The organism is Nocardia cyriacigeorgica, assembly GCF_010868145.1.
In the GTDB taxonomy this organism is placed as follows: Bacteria; Actinomycetota; Actinomycetes; order Mycobacteriales; family Mycobacteriaceae; genus Nocardia; species Nocardia cyriacigeorgica_D.
This window is the reverse complement of sequence record NZ_JAAGUY010000009.1, coordinates 190869-208080: the sequence shown is the minus strand read 5'-3', so window position 1 is coordinate 208080 and position 17212 is coordinate 190869. Positions and strand designations below refer to the sequence as shown.

Genomic DNA, 17212 nt, shown 5'->3' with positions numbered 1-17212 from the left:
CCGCCCAGGCAACCCGAAGCACCTCCCCCACCCCCGATCCCGGGACCCGAGAACCCGCCTGTCCCGCTACCGGACCCCGCAGGTCAGCCCGGCATCACCGGACCCATCCCCGAGGGCACGCCACCTGCCACCGACCAGCCCGGCGTCATCCCACCGCAGGGCTGATCTGCGACCCGCCGGAATCAGTTCGATCGCGGTAGCCGAGCGGCCTACCATGGCGGCATGACCGTTCCGCGTGTCGAGCGCCCTGAGCTCCCCGAGTTCATGACCTGGGATGAACTGGAACGGCTACCCGAGGAGATCGCCAAACAGATCGAGCTCTGGAATGGTCGGGTCGTTTGGTTGCGCCGGGGCCCGGCCGAGCACCAGACTTTCACGGTTCGTGTGCGGAACGCTATCGAGCAGTGTGCCCGAAAGACCATGTCGAACGACCCGGAGACGTGCTGGCGAGTGACGGTGGAAACCAACGTCTTCCTCGGCAACAGCGGAAAATCAGACTTCCTCACCCCCGATTTCCTGGTTCACCGCTGCCTCGGTTCGCCCTACCAGGACCTTCGCGCGTCTGACACGCTGATCGTGGGTGAAGTTCTATCGCCTTCGAACACGCAGTCCGATATGGAATCCAAGAAAGCACGCTACGCGAGCGCTGGAATCCCCTGGTATTGGGAGGTATCACTGGCTCGCGAGGACAGCGCGATCGCGACTGTCAGGGCGTACGCGTTGGAGACCGAGCACGGACGGCTCCCGCAGGGGGTGCGGCCGCTGCGTCCGGCCAATTATCTCGTCGCTGGAGAGTGGACCCGCGACGATGCCAACGGCATCGAGATCGACTTCCCTTTCCCGATCACCATCCCGTGGTCGGAACTCGAGTACTGAGCCCGCTCCTACACCTTCACCAGGTCGTCGGCGTGAATCACCGGACGCTGCATTGTGTCGGGAAGCTCAGTTGTGGAGCGGCCGAGCATGGTGGACAGTTCGGCTGCGTCGTATTCGACGACACCACGCGCGACCAGGCGGTGGTCAGGGGCGATGAGATCGACGACGTCACCGCCGTGGAAGCGGCCGCGCACGCCGGTGATGCCTGCCGCGAGCAGGGAGTGGCGGCGATGGGCCACGGCGGCGACGGCTCCGTCGTCGATGTGGATGGCGCCGCGGCTGTCGGCGGCGTGGCGGACCCAGAACTTGCGCGCGGACAGACGCACCGGGCGAGCCGCGAACGCGGTGCCGACGGTGCCACTGCTCAAGGCGGTCGCGGCGTCGGAGGCCGCGGCCAGCAGCACCGGCACACCCGCGTCAGCGGCAAGGCGGGCCGCCGACAGCTTCGAGGCCATGCCACCGGTCCCGAGCGCGCCGCCGCTGCCTGCGATCACCCCGTCGAGGTCCGCGCTGGAACGCACCTCGGGAATGAATGTGGCACCACCTTTGCGTGGGTCGCCGTCGTAGAGGCCCTCGACATCCGACAGCAGCACCAGAGCGTCGGCGCCCACCAGATGCGCGACCAGTGCGGCCAGCCGGTCGTTATCGCCGAAACGGATCTCTTCGGTTGCGACAGTGTCGTTTTCGTTCACCACCGCCACCGCGCCGAGCGAGCGGAGCCGGTCCAGGGTGCGCTGGGCATTGCGATGGTGTTCGCGGCGGGCGAAGTCGTCGGCGCTGAGCAGGACTTGACCGACAGTGCGGCCATACCGTGTGAACGACGTCCCCCAGGCGTGGGCCAGCGCCAGCTGACCGACGCTGGCCGCCGCCTGTTTGGTGGCCAGATCACGCGGACGGCGACTCAGGCCCAGCGGCGCCATCCCGGCGCCGATTGCGCCCGAGGACACCACAACGACATCGGATCCGGCCCGCATCCGCGCCTCGATGGCGTCGGCGAGCCGATCCAGCCGTGCGATATCCAGACCGGCCTTCATGCTGGTGAGGGCCGAGGACCCGATCTTCACCACGACGCTGCGCGCACCGGCGATGGCCTGGCGCGCCTCACTGAGTCCGGCGCCGAACTGCACTTCCGTTTCCGTCACGGCTGATCTCCACCACTGTTGTCTCGCGCCGGCACGCCGCTAGAGCGTGCCTACGCTTCGTCCTCGTCGTCACGCACCAAACCGCGACGCACCCTGGAGGCATGTTTGCGCTCGGCCGCACTGATCCGGTCGGTCTGCTCGAGCCGGATATCGGTGCCGCGGCCGGTGGGCACCATATCGACGCCCGCCGAGATCTGCGGCTCCCACTCGAAGGTGACATCGCCGATCGTGACGGGCGCGCCGGGTTCGGCGCCGAGGCGCACCAGTTCGTCCTCGACGCCGAGACGCGCGAGCCGGTCGGCCAGGTAACCGACGGCCTCGTCGTTGTCGAACTGGGTCTGCCGGACCCAGCGCTCGGGCCGGGTACCGCGCACGATGAAACCGCCGGGCTCCTCCGGATCGGCGATCACACTGAAGCCGGTCTCGTCCACCGCGATCGGGCGGATCACCGGGCGCTTCGGGGCAGCCTTCGGATGCTCCTCCCGGTACTTCAGCACCAAGTCGGCGAGGGCGAACGTCAGCGGCCGCAGCCCGGCCCGGCTCACCGCCGAGATCTCGAAGACGGGCCAGCCCCGCGCGGTGAACTCCTCGGTGACCATCTCGGCCAGTTCGGCGGCGTCGGGCACGTCGGTCTTGTTCAGGATCACCACCCGCGGGCGGTCGGCCAGGTCACCGAGCCCCGCATCGGCGCTCAGCGCAGGTTTGTAGGCGGCGAGTTCCGCCTCGAGGGCGTCGACGTCGGAGACGGGATCGCGGCCCGGCTCCAGCGTCGCGCAGTCCACAACGTGCGCGAGGACAGCACACCGCTCCAGGTGACGCAGGAAGTCGAGGCCGAGACCACGGCCCTGGCTCGCACCAGGGATCAACCCGGGCACATCGGCCACAGTGAAGGTGGTGTCGCCGCTGGCGACCACACCGAGGTTGGGCACGAGAGTGGTGAACGGGTAGTCGGCGATCTTGGGTTTGGCCGCCGAGAGCACAGACACCAGCGAGGACTTACCGGCCGACGGGAATCCGACCAGCCCCACATCGGCCACGGACTTGAGCTCGAGCACGATATCGCGCTCTTCGCCCTCCTCACCGAGCAGCGCGAACCCGGGCGCCTTCCGTGCCTTGGAGGCCAGTGCGGCATTTCCGAGCCCGCCGCGACCACCACGGGCCGCGATGTACCGGTTGCCCACACCGACCAGGTCCATGAGCACTTCGCCGTCCGAGCCCAACACCACGGTGCCGTCGGGAACCTTCAACAGCAGTTCGGTGCCCTGTTTGCCATCGCGGTTGCCGCCTTCGCCCGGTTTGCCGTTGCTCGCCTTGGCATGCGGATGGAAGTGGAAGTCCAGCAGGGTGTGCACATTGGAGTCGACCTCGAGGATCACGTCTCCGCCGTTGCCGCCATTACCGCCGTCGGGACCGCCGAGCGGCTTGAACTTCTCCCGGTGCACCGACGCGCAGCCGTGGCCGCCCTTGCCAGCACGCACATGAAGTACGACACGGTCGATGAATTTGGACATACGCCGAATCATCCTCCTTCGGTCTGGTCAGGACGGCGAGCATCGCCGCTGGCGACTGTGATGGAAACAACGAAAAGCGGGCCAGGGGTATGTCACCCTGACCCGCTCGTCTGTGTTGGAGTCGTCAGCCGGTCAGGCTTCGACGGGCTCCGGAACCACGATGTTGACGGTCTTGCGTCCACGCTTGGTGCCGAACTCGACCGCGCCCGCCTCGAGGGCGAACAGGGTGTCGTCACCGCCACGGCCGACGTTCACGCCGGGGTGGAAGTGCGTGCCGCGCTGACGCACCAGGATCTCGCCGGCCTTCACGGACTGACCGCCGAACCGCTTGACGCCGAGGCGCTTGCTGTTGGAATCGCGACCGTTCCGGGAGCTGGATGCACCCTTCTTATGTGCCATTGCTGTACTCCTCCAGGTGGGGGCTCGGTGAACCCCCGGGCCGATTACTTGATGCCGGTGACCTTCAGGACCGTCAGCGGCTGACGGTGACCCTGGCGCTTGTGGTAGCCGGTCTTGTTCTTGAACTTGTGGATGCGGATCTTCGGGCCCTTGGTCTGCTCGACGACCTCGGCGGACACCGACACCTTGGCCAGCTTGTCCGCATCGGCGGTCAGCTCGGCGCCGTTGACCACGAGCACCGGCGACAGATCCACAGCGGTGCCCGGCGCACCCTCGATCTTCTCGACCTTCACCAGGTCACCGACCGCGACCTTGTACTGCTTTCCGCCGGTCTTGACGATCGCGTACGTTGCCATCGGTCGGCTGCCCTTCTTCCTCTAGTGTGCGGCGCTTGCTAGCGCGGCTGGAGCAGTACCCGGCTGGAGAACTCCACCGGGCAACCACTACACATCTGGTCTGGTAGTCACCGCCGCCTCAGCACTGGCGATTGCTCAGGGTCTGCTAGAAACAGTTCCCGATACAGCTTCGCGGGCACAGCGTGATAAAACGCTGTCGCCGGGCAGCGACTGTCCAAGATTACAGGACGGATAGGTGCGCGACCAAACCGGCCGCGGAACGACAGTGGCCCCCGCCACAAGGGCGGGGACCACCTGGTCATTCGTTCGTCGCGTCGGCCGGTGGCGGTCCGGCGGGACGGCCCGAGCTACGCCTGCGTGGCCTGCGCGCAGGCGCCTGGACCGGTAGCGGCTCGGCAAAGTCGGCGACCGGGGCCGCGGGCTCGTCCGAACTGCTCATGACGAACACCGCACCGGTGCTGTCCGCGGCAGGGGCGGCGGCCGAGCGGGCCACCCGCCGACGCCTGGTGGCGCGGGCCGGGGTGCCGTTCTCCGACGCGGCAGCGACCGTCTCCGCGGGTTCGGATTCGGCCTGCGTTTCTTCCACAGACTCCGCCACGGGCTCGGCGGCTGTGGTCGCAGCCGGCTCAACGGTGGTCTCCACTACCGGTTCGGCCTCGGGTGCCGCTTCCGGTTCGGCTATCGGAGCCGACTCGGCCGCTGCTGCCGGTTCGGCCGGTTCCGCCGTAGCCGATTCCTCCGTGGCCGGCTCAGCGGTGGTCACCGCCGACTCCGCCGCGAGGGCCGCAGCCGAACGAGCCACCCGCCGACGCCTGGTCGACCGGGTACGGGTGCCGGTGCCGTTCTGGGTGGCAGCGGCAGCCGGTTCGGCAGCGGCCTGCTCTCCGGCCGCCTCCTTCGCAACGGCTTCGGCCGCTGCGGGTTCGGCCACCGTCTCCGACGGCTGCGCCTCCGCTTCGGCCTCCGACACCACGATGTCCTCGGCATGATGGGCGGCCATGGCCAGCGCGACCGGATGCGCGCGCTTGGCCGCAGCCTCCTCCTCGCTCACCTCTGGCACCGCGGGCTGCTGCGGCTGCGGGGTGGTGGCCGCGCCGGACTTCTCGCGACCGCGACGCCTGCGGGAACCGGACTCACGCCCGCGACCGCCACCGTCCTCGGCCGTGGTCGGCTCCACCGGGTAGCTGTGCACCAGGATGCCGCGACCGTGGCAGTGCTCGCAGGTGGTGGAGAACGCCTCGACCAGGCCGGTGCCCAGCTTCTTGCGGGTCATCTGCACCAGGCCGAGCGAGGTCACTTCCGAGACCTGATGACGAGTGCGGTCGCGGCCGAGCGCCTCGGTGAGCCGGCGCAACACCAGATCACGGTTGGATTCGAGCACCATGTCGATGAAGTCGACGACGATCATGCCGCCGATATCGCGCAACCGCATCTGCCGCACGATCTCCTCGGCGGCTTCCAGGTTGTTGCGGGTGACCGTCTCTTCGAGGTTGCTGTTGCCGGAGCCGGTGAACTTGCCGGTGTTGACGTCGACGACCGTCATCGCCTCGGTGCGGTCGATGACGAGCGTGCCGCCCGAGGGCAGCCACACCTTTCGGTCAAGGGCCTTGGCCAGCTGCTCGTCGATGCGGTAGGTCTCGAAGACATCCACACCGTTGTTCTCGTGCTGGGCGACCCGCGCCAGCAGATCCGGCGCGACGGTGCGGATGTAGGTCTCCACCGTGCTCCAGGACCGCTCCCCCTCGATGACGAGCTTGGAGAAGTCCTCGTTGAACAGGTCGCGAATCACCTTGACCAGCAGGTCCGGCTCTTCGTAGAGCGTCTTCGGGGCGCCGGAATCCTGTTCGGCGGCCTTTTCGATCGTCCGCCAGGTGGCCTGCAGCCGCTCCACGTCGCGAGCCAGTTCGGCCTCGCTGACGCCTTCGGAGGCGGTCCGGATGATCACACCCGCGTCGGCGGGCACGATCTCGCGCAGGATCTCCTTGAGCCGCTTGCGCTCGGTATCGGGCAGCTTGCGGCTGATACCGGTCGAGGTGCCCCCGGGCACGTAGACGAGGAAACGTCCGGCCAGGCTGATCTGAGTGGTCAAGCGGGCGCCCTTGTGCCCGACCGGATCCTTGCTGACCTGGACCAGCACCTGATCGCCCGGCTTGAGCGCCTGCTCGATCTTGCGTTCCTTGCCGCCGAGGCCTGCGGCCTCCCAGTTCACTTCGCCTGCGTAGAGCACACCGTTGCGGCCGCGGCCGATGTCGACGAATGCCGCCTCCATACTCGGCAGCACGTTCTGCACCTTGCCGAGGTAGACGTTGCCGACCATCGACGCCTGACCGGTGCTGGTGACGAAGTGTTCGACCAGGATGCTGTCCTCGAGGACCGCGACCTGGGTGGCGGTGGGGTGACCGGGGAATTCCTTCTCCCGCACCACCATGACCCGGTCGACCGCCTCGCGGCGGGCCAGGAACTCCGATTCGGTCAGGATCGGCGGACGCCGCCTGCCCGCCTCGCGTCCGTCGCGACGACGCTGACGCTTGGCCTCGAGCCGGGTCGACCCGGTAATGCCCTGCACCTCGTCGACGGTGGCGCGGCCCCGGCTCTTGTTGCGGGGTTCACGCTCGTGCACGACGGTGTTGGGCGGGTCGTCGTCGGCCGTTTCGTTCTCGCCACCGGACTCACCGGCGACCTTGCGCCGCCTGCGCCTGCGCCGCCTGCGGCTGGAACCCTCCGGCGAGCCGTCGTCGCCTTCCTCGGCGGATTCGGCAGTCTCGGCGTGCTCATCCTCGGCGGGGGTTTCGGCGCGCTCGCCGTCCTCGGTGCCGGACTCCTTGCCGCGCGTCTCGTCCTTGTCGCGGACGCCGCGTTCGGGCTCGGCGTCCTGCTCGTCGTCGCTGTCGGCGTGCTGCTCACCGCGTCCACGCCCACGACCACGACGGCCACGGCGCCTGCGCCGGGGCTGATCGTCGGACTCGGCCTGCTCGGCGGTGTCCTGCTCATCGGAGACCTCTTCGTCGGTCTCCTCCGCATGCGCTGTGTCTTCGATGCGGACCGTATCGCGTTCGGTGCGGCGTTTCTTCCGCAGCTCGTCGGCGGCGGCGGCATCCGGTGACAGGAACAGCGGTGCCGCGACGACCGCGGATTCGAAGACAACCGGCTCCACAGCCGGCGGCGCCTCCGGAATGGGGCTGGCGAACAGTCCGCCGGGTGGGCTGAACGACGGCGCGGTGGAGAACAGATCGGCGACCGGCGCTGTCTCCTCGGCGGCGACCACCTGGACTGTCTCCACCGTGGGAGCGGGCTCGGCCGGCTCCGGTGTGGACGGCTCGGTCGCGGTGCTCGCCTGCTGCTCGGCCGGGGCCTCGGCGGCGGTTTGCTGGGTGGTGTCCGCGACGGGCTGCGGTTCGGGCGCGACGCCGGCAGGCTCGGTCTCGGGGGCGGCGAGCGCGTCCCTGACCGACTCGGCGACCGCGCGATCCACGTTCGACTGGGGGCTGCGCGCGTCGGAGCCGAGCTCACCCAGCTTTGCCAGGATGCGCTTGCTCGTTACTCCCAGACGTTTGGCCAGCGCATGAACTCGGATTCGCTCCGGCAATTGATCGGCATCCTGTGATGTTGTGTCCAGCGGCTCTTGATCGGCCACGAAGTCTCCTCGGGCCCCCGGGCGCGTTCCTCCCGGCAGGGAGTGACGCGGCCGACGCGGGGGCGCTGTCGGTACACCTCGTGCGGTTGGCACGAGGTCGATGGTCTCGCCCCGCGTGCCCGGTTATCTCCATGTTGATCGTCGTTCGGGCTAACTGGACACGCGGCGCCTGGCTGTATGGCTGAACTCCGTGGTGTGAGCGTTCATCCAGCGTGCCGACGCGAACGAGTTACCGCGCCGCGGCAGCGATGATCGGCATCGAACCTCGGGGTGTCATCCGGCTACTACCGTTATTCGGTTGCAACCAGTTGCCAGTATCCCACACCGTGCGCCGAGGGTTCGCCATCGGCGCAACAGCGTGACGTCTGAAGCGACGGAAATGGAGTCGGATCAGGCCGGGAACTCCGGGAACCAGAGTGCGATCTCCCGCTTGGCCGACTCCGGCGAGTCGGATCCGTGCACCAGGTTCTCCTGGGTTTCCAGCGCGAGATCGCCCCGGATGCTGCCGGTGGCGGCCTTCTCCACCGGATCGGTGCCGCCGGCGATCTGCCGGAACGCGGCGATGGCGCGGGGACCCTCGAGGATGGCCGCGACGACCGGGCCCGAGGTGATGAACTCGATCAGCGAGCCGTAGAACGGCTTGCCCGCGTGTTCGGCGTAGTGCTCGCCCGCCAGCTCGTCGGACACCTGCTTCAGCTCGAGCGCGGCGATCTTCAGGCCCTTGCGCTCGATCCGGTTCAGCACCTCGCCGACGAGGCCACGGGCCACACCGTCCGGCTTGATGAGGATCAACGTCTGCTCAGTCACGGCGACAGCGTAACGGGGACCTCCCTCAGGTTCCCAACCAGCGGTCGGACCAGATAGGCCCAGGACCGGTCGGTCCGGTCGGCTCGACGACTCCGCACTGCGATAGCAGCGCCGACTCGGGGTCCCCCGGCTCGCTGTAGATGAGCAGCCGGTGCTCCGGAGTCAGCTCGGCGGGCGGGTGCGCTGGCTTGGCAGGACTCCGAGGTCCATGCGGCGTTGTACGTCGTTGCGCAGGATGAGGATGAAGGCCCAGACGATGGCGAACAGGATGCCGATGACACCGATGGAGATGTGGATCAACGCGCCCGCGATCACCAGGGCCTGCAGGCCGAGGTTGAACGGGAGCGCCCAGGGTTTGCGCTGCAGGCCCGCACCGAGAACCATCACCACGGCCAGCGCCACCAGATAGGTGCCCGACAGCCAGCTCACACCGCCGCCGACATCGGCGACCACCGGCAGCGCGAGCAGCACGACGATGGCCTCGAGGACGAGCGTGCCCGCCATGACGCCACGCAGACCCTTCCACGGGTCAGGTGGGGCCGGTGCCGTCTCCGCACCGGCCTGTTCGGCCGTGGCCGCCGGATCGTCGTCCGGGCGCGGGTCGGATTCGCTCATCGTCTGCCTCCTCGGCACGATCTGCCGGTCACGCGGTGTCGACTTCGGCGTCCTCGACCGCTCGCCGTTGTGACGCTCAGGCGCTGACCGATCACGCCGGTTCCTTACCGAACAGGGCACGCGCAGCACCCGCGGTCACCACCGAGCCGGTCACCACGACACCGGCGCCGGACACCATCTCCCCACTGTCGCCGACGTCCTCCGCGATCGCGATCGCGGTTTCCAGGGCATCGGGCAGGGTGAATGCGGGCACGACACGTTCGTCGCCGAAGCGCTGCACCGCAAGGTCGGTGAGGGTGTCGACATCGAGCGCACGCGGTGAGCCGTTGGTGGTGACCACGATCTCGTCGAACACCGGTTCCAGTGCCTCGAGTATGCCGGCGGCGTCCTTGTCACCGAGTACCGCGACCACGCCGACCAGCTTGCGGAAGTCGAACTCACCGGTCAACGTCGCCGCCAGGGCTTTCGCGCCCGCCGGGTTGTGGGCGGCATCGATGAAGATGGTCGGCGCATTGCGCATCCGTTCCAGCCTGCCGGGGCTGGTGACGCTCGCGAATCCCGCGCGCACCGCCTCGACGTCGAGCTGACGTTGCGCGCCAGCGCCGAAGAACGCCTCCACCGCGGCCAGCGCCAGCACCGCATTGCGGGCCTGATGTTCGCCGTGCAGCGGCAGGAAGATCTCGTCGTACACCCCGCCGAGACCCTGTAGTTCCAACTGCTGGCCGCCGACGGCGATCTTGCGCGCAAGGACCCGGAACTCCGCACCCTCACGCGCCACCGCCGCGTCCACCTCGACGGCGCGGCGCAACAACACGTCCATCGCCTCGGGGTCTTGTTCGGCGATGACGGCGACGTTGTCGCGCGGGATCAGGCTCTCGGGCGCGCGTTTGATGATCCCGGCCTTCTCCTTCGCGATGGAGGTGAGGTCGGGTCCGAGGTAGTCGGTGTGGTCGAGCCCGATCGGGGTGATCACCGCGACCTGCCCGTCGATGACATTGGTCGCGTCCCAGGTACCGCCCATACCGGTCTCGACCACGGCGACGTCGACCGGCGCCTCCGCGAAAGCGGCGTAGGCCATGCCGGTGAGCACCTCGAACTTGCTCATCGCCGGCCCGCCCGCCGCGGCCGACTGCGCGTCGATCATCTCGATATAGGGCGCGAGCTCCCGGTACACCTCGACGTAGCGACCCGGCGTAATGGGCGCGTTGTCGATGCTGATCCGCTCGGTCGCCAGCTGCAGATGCGGGCTGGTGATGCGGCCGGTGCGCCGATGCAATGCGGTGAACAGCGCGTCGATCATGCGGGTCACCGAGGTCTTGCCGTTGGTACCCGCGATGTGGATCGCCGGGTAGCTCTGCTGCGGTGACCCGAGCAGATCCATCAGGGTGGAGATGCGGGTGAGCGACGGCTCGATCTTGGTTTCCGGCCAGCGCCGGTCGAGCTCGGCCTCGACCAGCGCCATCTCCGCCAGATCCACCGGCGACGGACCGGAGCCGAGTGGGGCGCCGGTGCCGTGCTGGGGCTCCGGTTCGGCATTGCCCGCCTCGTGCGCGAAGTCCGGGCCGTCGGTATCGCCGGGGCCGGTCACTTGCCGCTCAGCTCGGCGAGCCGGGCGCCGATGCGCTCTACCTCGGCGGCGGCGACATCGCGGCGGGTCCTGATCTTCTCGACGACCGGCTCGGGCGCCTTGGCCAGGAAGGCCTCGTTACCGAGCTTGGCGGTGGTCGCGGCGAGTTCCTTCTCGGCGGCGGCCACATCCTTTTCCAGTCGCCGCCGTTCGGCGTCCAGGTCGACCGCGCCCGAGGTATCGAGTTCCACGGTGACGGTCGCGCTGCTGAGCCGGACCTCGACCGAGGCGGTGGCGGCGAAACCCTCACCCGGCGCGGTGAGCCGGGCCAGATCGGCGATGGAGCGTTCGAGCTCGGCAAGACCGGCGGCAGGCAGGCCGATCACCTTGGCGGCGACTTTCTGCTTATCGGCCAGGCCCTGATCGCTACGGAACCGGCGGATCTCGGTGATCAACCGCTGGGTATCGGAGATGCGTTGTGCCGCACCCTGATCCGTGGCATGCCCGAAGGCCCGCGGCCAGTCGGCGACCACGATCGACTCCGCGCCGGTCAGTGCCCGCCACAGCGATTCGGTGACGAACGGGATCACCGGATGCAGCAACCGCAGCACCGAGTCCAGCACCGACCCGAGCACCGTGCGGGTGGATTCGGCACGCGCATCGTCGGCCGCGAACTGGACCTTGGTCAGTTCGAGGTACCAGTCACACAGTTCATCCCACGCGAAGTGGTAGAGCGCCTCACATGCCTTACCGAATTCGTAGGCGTCGAAGGCCGCGTCGACCTCGGCGCGCACCACGTCGAGGCGGTCGATGATCCACAGGTCGGCGTCAGTGAGGGTGGCACGGTCGGGCAGCTCACCGGGGCGGGCACCGTTCATCAACGCGAACTTGGTCGCGTTGAACAGCTTGGTCACGAAGCTGCGCGAGGCCAGCGCATGCGGTTCACCGACCGACAGGTCGCCGCCCGGCTGGGCGCCGCGGGCCAGGGTGAATCGCAGCGCGTCGGCGCCGTAGGCATTGATCCACTCCAGCGGGTCGATGCCGTTGCCGCGCGACTTGGACATCTTCTTGCCGTACTGGTCACGGATCAGGCCGTGCAGGAAGACATCCTTGAACGGCACCTGCCTGGCACCGTCCTTACCCGCGGTGATGACGTGGTCCTCGGCGACATACGTACCGAACATCATCATCCGGGCCACCCAGAAGAACAGGATGTCGTAGCCGGTGACCAGAACGCTTGTCGGATAGAACTTCTCGAGTTCGGCGCTGTTGTCCGGCCAGCCCATGGTCGAGAACGGCCACAGCCCGGAGGAGAACCAGGTGTCGAGCACATCCGGGTCCTGCACCCAGCCCTCGGGTGCGGTCTCGTCCGGTCCGACGCAGATGATCTCACCTTCGGGTCCGTACCAGATCGGGATGCGGTGGCCCCACCACAGCTGCCGGGAGATGCACCAGTCGTGCATATCGTCGACCCAATCGAACCAGCGCGGTTCCTGGCTGGCGGGGTGGATGACGGTGTCGCCGCCACGCACCGCGTCACCGGCGGCCTTGGCCAGCGATTCCACCTTGACCCACCACTGCATCGACAGCCGCGGCTCGATCGGCTCACCGCTGCGCTCGGAGTGGCCGACGCTGTGCTGGTAAGGGCGCTTCTCGGCGACGACACGGCCTTCGTCGGCGAGGCGTTCACGGACCTTGACTCTGGCCTCGAACCGGTCCATACCGTCGAATTCGGTTCCGGTTCCGGTGATCCGGCCGCGCTCGTCCATGATTGTAGGCATCGGCAGGTTGTGCCGCAGCCCCATCTCGAAGTCGTTGGGGTCGTGCGCTGGGGTGATCTTGACCGCGCCGGAGCCGAACTCGGGGTCGACGTAGTCGTCGGCGATCACCGGGATCTGGCGGCCGGTGATCGGATGCTCGAGGGTGTTGCCGATCAGCGCCTGGTAGCGCGGGTCCTCGGGGTGGACCGCGACGGCGGTGTCACCGAGCATCGTCTCCACACGGGTGGTGGCGACGATCACATGCGGTTCGTCATCACGCAGCGAGCCGTAGCGCAGCGACACCAGCTCACCGTCGACGTCTTCGTACTTGACCTCGATATCGGAGATGGCGGTGCGCAGTTCAGGCGACCAGTTGACCAGGCGTTCGGCGCGGTAGATGAGCCCGGCGTCGAACAGCCGCTTGAACATGGTCTGGACGGCGCGCGAAAGGCCTTCGTCCATGGTGAAGCGGTCGCGGCTCCAATCGACGCTGTCGCCGAGCGCGCGCATCTGCCATTGAATGGCGCCACCGGATTCGCGTTTCCAGTCCCAGACCTTCTGGATGAACAGTTCGCGGCCGAAGTCTTCTTTCGTCTTGCCGTCGACGGCGAGCTGCTTTTCCACCACGGTCTGGGTGGCGATGCCCGCGTGGTCCATACCCGGCAGCCACAGCACTTCGTAGCCCTGCATGCGCTTGCGGCGCGCGAGCAGGTCCATCAGCGTGTGGTCGAGGGCGTGGCCCATATGCAGGTTGCCGGTGACGTTGGGCGGCGGCAGCACGATCGAGTACCCGGGCTTGCTGCTGGCGGGGTCGGCCGTGAAGTAACCGGCCGCTACCCAGCGCTCGTACATCTCGGCCTCTACCTCGCCGGGGTTCCAGCTCTTGGGTAGGGCATCGGCACGATTACGCGTGTGGTTTGGGGCTGCGCTGGTCACCCCGCGATTCTAGTGGTCGGCGCGGACCGTCTCGCGCAGGGGCGATGACGCCGGGGCGCGGCAGGATCGCGAGCCCACGGGCCCGACCCCAGAAAAAACAGCGGCGGAGTCTTCGGTGGATGAGGGACACCGAAGACTCCGCCTACACCTGACAGACTACCGCCGATCGCAGGTGCGATCGCGGATCCATAGGCAATTCTCAGCTTCGGTTTTCACCCGTATTGGTCACACCCAGTTGCCGAATCGGACATTACTGACAACTCTGGAAGAGTGAACCCCCGGCTCGAATCGTCCGCTCTGCTTCCCAGCGAATCCCGTGTGCCCGCATCGGTTTCCGTCCTGCTACCTCATACGGTCCATGATCTACGCGGACACATGATCGACGAACTGCGGTATCCGCCGACGGCAGTGCTGGTGTTCGCCGGTGTCCCCGGCGCGGGCAAGAGCACGGCGCTACGGGCGTTGTTCGGGTCGACGGCCGAGGCCGAGTGGCCGCCGTCCGGCCCTGCGGGTTCGGTGGTGCTCGACTCGCAGCATTCGCGCAATTCCTGGCGGCACCGGCTCGGCAGACTGCCGTATCCGCTGTGGCGGCCGGTCGTGCACGTCGCGCATTACGCCCGCATCCGGAACGCTTTGCGCGACAATGCCGGACCCGTCGTGGTGCACGACTGCGCCACCTTCGGCTGGGCACGACGGATGTTGGCCCGCTGGGCCGCGGCGCGCGGGCGGGAGCTACACCTGATCCTCATCGACGTGCCCGCGACCATCGCCCGCGCCGGCCAGTACACGCGCGGACGGAAGGTCAACGGTTTCTTCTTCCGGCTGCATTGTGTGCGCTGGCAGCAACTGCTTCGGGAGGTTGACGCGGGGCCGATCACCGACCCAGCGCCCGCCTCGATCGTCATTGCCGACCGCGACACGGTGGGCGGGATGAGCCGGGTCAGCTTCGCCGCCTGAGGCGACCTACTCGGGGACCAGGATCGACAGCGCGCCGGGGACGGCGCGCAGGGTGATCGGCAGGGTGCCCACCGGCTCACCGTCCGCCGTGGCCGGTGCGCCCGGAGCCGTCAGGGTGACCCGCTGGGCCCGGTAGTGCAAGACGGCCGGATGGTCGATGCGCTTACCTGAGGCCAGCGCTGGCAACAGACGCAGCATCTGCAACCGGGAGACCGCGCGGACCACGGTGAGGTCGAGCAATCCGTCGTCGACCACGGCATCCGGGCAGACCAGCATGCCGCCGCCGTAGGTGCGGGTATTGCCGATCGCGACCAGCATCGCATCGGTCTCGACCACGGTGTCCGGTTGCGCAGACCCGTCCGACAGCTCGATCCGATACGGGGTCGCGGCCCGGCCCGCGAGCTCGACCAGTGCGGCCGCCGTATAGCGCAATGGACCCTTTGGCCAACTCATACTGTTGGCGCGCAGGGTGACTCGTGCGTCGAAGCCGGTGCCGGTGACGGTGGCGAACCACATCGGCGCGGCATCCTCGCGATCGATCAGACCGAGGTCGATGATGCGTGCCATACCGCCGAGCACCACATCGGCGGCGGCCACCGGGTCGTCGTTCGGGATGCCGAATTCGCGGGCGAGATCGTTGCCGGTTCCGCCGGGGATCAGCCCGATCGGGGTATCGGTTCCGGCCAGGGCGTCCAGCATCACCGACACCAGGCCGTCACCGCCAGCGCAGACCACAGCGTCAGGATGCGGGCCCGGCCCGGAGATCTCCGCGCGCACCAGCCGCACCGATTCGGCCGCCGACGGCGCCCGGATCTCGGTGACCTCGATGCCACATTCACTCAGCCGGGCAATGGCGGCACCAGCGACGTCGTGCCCCTTCCCCATCCCCGACAGTGCATTGGTCACCACCGTGACCCTGCGTATCTCGCGCCGCGACTGCGATGTCATGGGACCAGCTTGCCCGGATTGAGGATGCCGGCGGGGTCGATCTCGCGTTTCACCGCACGCAGGACCCGCACGCCCAGCTCGCCGATCTCGTCGGGAATCCACTGGCGGTGATCCGCGCCCACGGCATGATGATGGGTAATGGTGCCGCCGGCAGCGATGATGGCATCGCCGGCGGCCTGTTTCGCGGCCTGCCATTGGGCCAGCGGATCGCCGAGCTGCTTGGCGATGACGGTGAAATACAGCGAGGCGCCCGTCGGGTAGGTGTGCGAGATATGGCACATGACCAGCGCGGGAGCACCCTGCCCCGTGAGTGTTTCGGTGAGTGCCGCTGTGACCTTCGCCTTGAGATTGGTCAGGTTCGACCAGGTGGTGGCGGTTTCCAAGGTCTCGCACAGCACACCGACGTCCAGGAGCGAGTCGCGCAGGTACGGCGCGGAGAACCGGCCGCTCTCCCACTCGCGCGCAGGCAGCTCGCCGAGCACCGTTCCTCCCCCCGCGGACAGCAGCGCGCCTGCTTCCAGGCCGCGGGCCGCGACATGCATTTCGGTGCCCTCGAAGGTGGTGATGGCCAGGCAGCCGCTGACCGCCTGCCCTCCGACGTCGCCGGCACGGGCGAGGTTGATGCCGGTCTCCATCTCATCGGACAACCGCAGCACCGTCGGCGCCGCACCCGCCTGCACGACCGCGCGCAGCGCGGACGCTCCGGTTTCGAAGTCCGGGAACGACCACGCCTGGTAGGCGATGGTTTCCGGCACCGGATGCACGCGCACGGTCACCTCGGTGATGACGCCGAGCGCACCCTCGGAGCCGACGAACAATTCGCGCAGATCGGGCCCGGCCGCCGAGGCGGGCGCGCGACCGAGTTCCAGGGTGCCGCTCGGCGTCGCGATCGCGAGCCGCTGCACCATATCGTCGAAGCGGCCGTAGCCCGCCGAGGCCTGGCCGGACGAGCGGGTGGCCGCGAAACCGCCGATGCTGGCGAACTCGAAGCTCTGCGGGAAGTGGCCGAGCGACAGGCCGTGGGCGTTGAGCAATTCCTCGGCGCGCGGGCCGGTGACGCCGGCGCCGAGCGTCGCGGTGCCACTCACCGGATCGACGTCGGAGAGGTGGTTCAGCCTGCGCAGGTCGAGGGTGATCACCGCGTCGAAGTCGCCGCGAACCGGGTCGAGTCCGCCCACCACACTGGTGCCGCCGCCGAACGGGACCACGGCGATACCGGCATCGGCGCAGTAGGACAGGACAGCGACGACCTCATCGTGATCACCAGGGAACACCACGGCATCGGGTGCATCCTGCGGACCGTCGGCCCGGCGACGTAGCAGGTCGGGGGTGCTCTTGCCGCCCGCGTGCAGCAGCCGGTCACGATGGTTGGTCGACACGTTGTCGACACCGACCACGGCGGCAAGCCCATCGCGCGCGGCAGGCGTCAAGGCCGAATCGCGCAGCGGCACGTCGCCCTCATCGCGGCGCACCACCGGTTCGCCGGACACCCCGAATACCTGCTTCAGCAGGCCACGGATCTGCGCCGATAACGGCTTGTGTCCGGAGGGAGCGCCCCAGGCGTCCCACACCATACTCGTCGGGAGCGCCGTGTCGTCCGGGTTCGCCACGGGATCCGGTTCGGCGCCGGTAGCCTGCTGAGAATCGACCATGCGTTACAGTTTGACATAGACTGTCAAGCAGTAACCATAAACGCGCACAATC

Annotated in this window: 13 protein-coding genes; 2 read left to right on the top strand and 11 right to left on the bottom strand. The window is 68.2% G+C overall.

What is annotated here, in order from left to right:
- Positions 1–222: 222 nt before the first annotated feature.
- Entirely contained in the window at positions 223–876 is a 654-nt protein-coding gene (locus GV792_RS13995; protein ID WP_163824515.1) for a Uma2 family endonuclease, read from the top strand.
- Between the two features lie 8 nt (positions 877–884).
- On the opposite strand, the gene proB is transcribed toward GV792_RS13995, so the two are convergent.
- From proB to GV792_RS13950, 9 genes are all read right to left on the bottom strand, one after another.
- The gene (proB, locus tag GV792_RS13990) at positions 885–2018 is read right to left on the bottom strand and encodes a glutamate 5-kinase (protein ID WP_309138462.1); all 1134 of its coding nucleotides are present in this window, start codon (positions 2016–2018) and stop codon (positions 885–887) included.
- Positions 2019–2068: 50 nt separating this feature from the next.
- On the bottom strand, positions 2069–3529 hold the full coding sequence (gene obgE / locus GV792_RS13985) for a GTPase ObgE (protein WP_163824514.1): 1461 nt from the start codon (positions 3527–3529) through the stop codon (positions 2069–2071).
- A 132-nt stretch (positions 3530–3661) separates the two neighbouring features.
- Entirely contained in the window at positions 3662–3928 is a 267-nt protein-coding gene (gene rpmA / locus GV792_RS13980; protein ID WP_130919232.1) for a 50S ribosomal protein L27, read from the bottom strand.
- Between the two features lie 44 nt (positions 3929–3972).
- Positions 3973–4284, bottom strand: coding sequence for a 50S ribosomal protein L21 (gene rplU, locus GV792_RS13975; RefSeq protein WP_014349679.1), 312 nt, complete (start codon positions 4282–4284; stop codon positions 3973–3975).
- A gap of 298 nt (positions 4285–4582) precedes the next feature.
- A complete protein-coding gene (locus tag GV792_RS13970; protein ID WP_163824513.1) occupies positions 4583–7918 on the bottom strand; it encodes a translation initiation factor IF-2 N-terminal domain-containing protein in 3336 nt (1111 codons plus the stop codon).
- 390 nt (positions 7919–8308) lie between these two features.
- Positions 8309–8725 (bottom strand): nucleoside-diphosphate kinase, encoded by a 417-nt coding sequence (gene ndk / locus GV792_RS13965; protein WP_163824512.1) that lies wholly within the window; start codon positions 8723–8725, stop codon positions 8309–8311.
- A 162-nt stretch (positions 8726–8887) separates the two neighbouring features.
- Positions 8888–9340: a DUF4233 domain-containing protein gene (locus GV792_RS13960; RefSeq protein ID WP_163824511.1), complete on the bottom strand. Its 453-nt coding sequence runs from the start codon at positions 9338–9340 to the stop codon at positions 8888–8890.
- A gap of 91 nt (positions 9341–9431) precedes the next feature.
- The gene (gene folC, locus GV792_RS13955; protein ID WP_440137365.1) at positions 9432–10928 is read right to left on the bottom strand and encodes a bifunctional tetrahydrofolate synthase/dihydrofolate synthase; all 1497 of its coding nucleotides are present in this window, start codon (positions 10926–10928) and stop codon (positions 9432–9434) included.
- The gene (locus GV792_RS13950) at positions 10925–13603 is read right to left on the bottom strand and encodes a valine--tRNA ligase (RefSeq protein WP_163824510.1); all 2679 of its coding nucleotides are present in this window, start codon (positions 13601–13603) and stop codon (positions 10925–10927) included. The genes folC and GV792_RS13950 overlap by 4 nt, the downstream gene beginning before the upstream one ends.
- A 375-nt stretch (positions 13604–13978) precedes the next feature.
- On the opposite strand from GV792_RS13950, the gene GV792_RS13945 reads away from it, so the two are divergent.
- Positions 13979–14560: an AAA family ATPase gene (locus GV792_RS13945; protein ID WP_163824509.1), complete on the top strand. Its 582-nt coding sequence runs from the start codon at positions 13979–13981 to the stop codon at positions 14558–14560.
- 6 nt (positions 14561–14566) lie between these two features.
- On the opposite strand, the gene GV792_RS13940 is transcribed toward GV792_RS13945, so the two are convergent.
- The gene (locus GV792_RS13940) at positions 14567–15508 is read right to left on the bottom strand and encodes a diacylglycerol kinase (RefSeq protein ID WP_163824508.1); all 942 of its coding nucleotides are present in this window, start codon (positions 15506–15508) and stop codon (positions 14567–14569) included.
- Positions 15505–17082 carry an FAD-binding oxidoreductase gene (locus GV792_RS13935; RefSeq protein WP_163824539.1) on the bottom strand — a complete coding sequence of 526 codons (1578 nt, stop codon included), beginning with the start codon at positions 17080–17082 and terminating at the stop codon, positions 15505–15507. Before GV792_RS13935 ends, GV792_RS13940 begins: the two co-directional genes overlap by 4 nt.
- Positions 17083–17212: the final 130 nt, after the last annotated feature.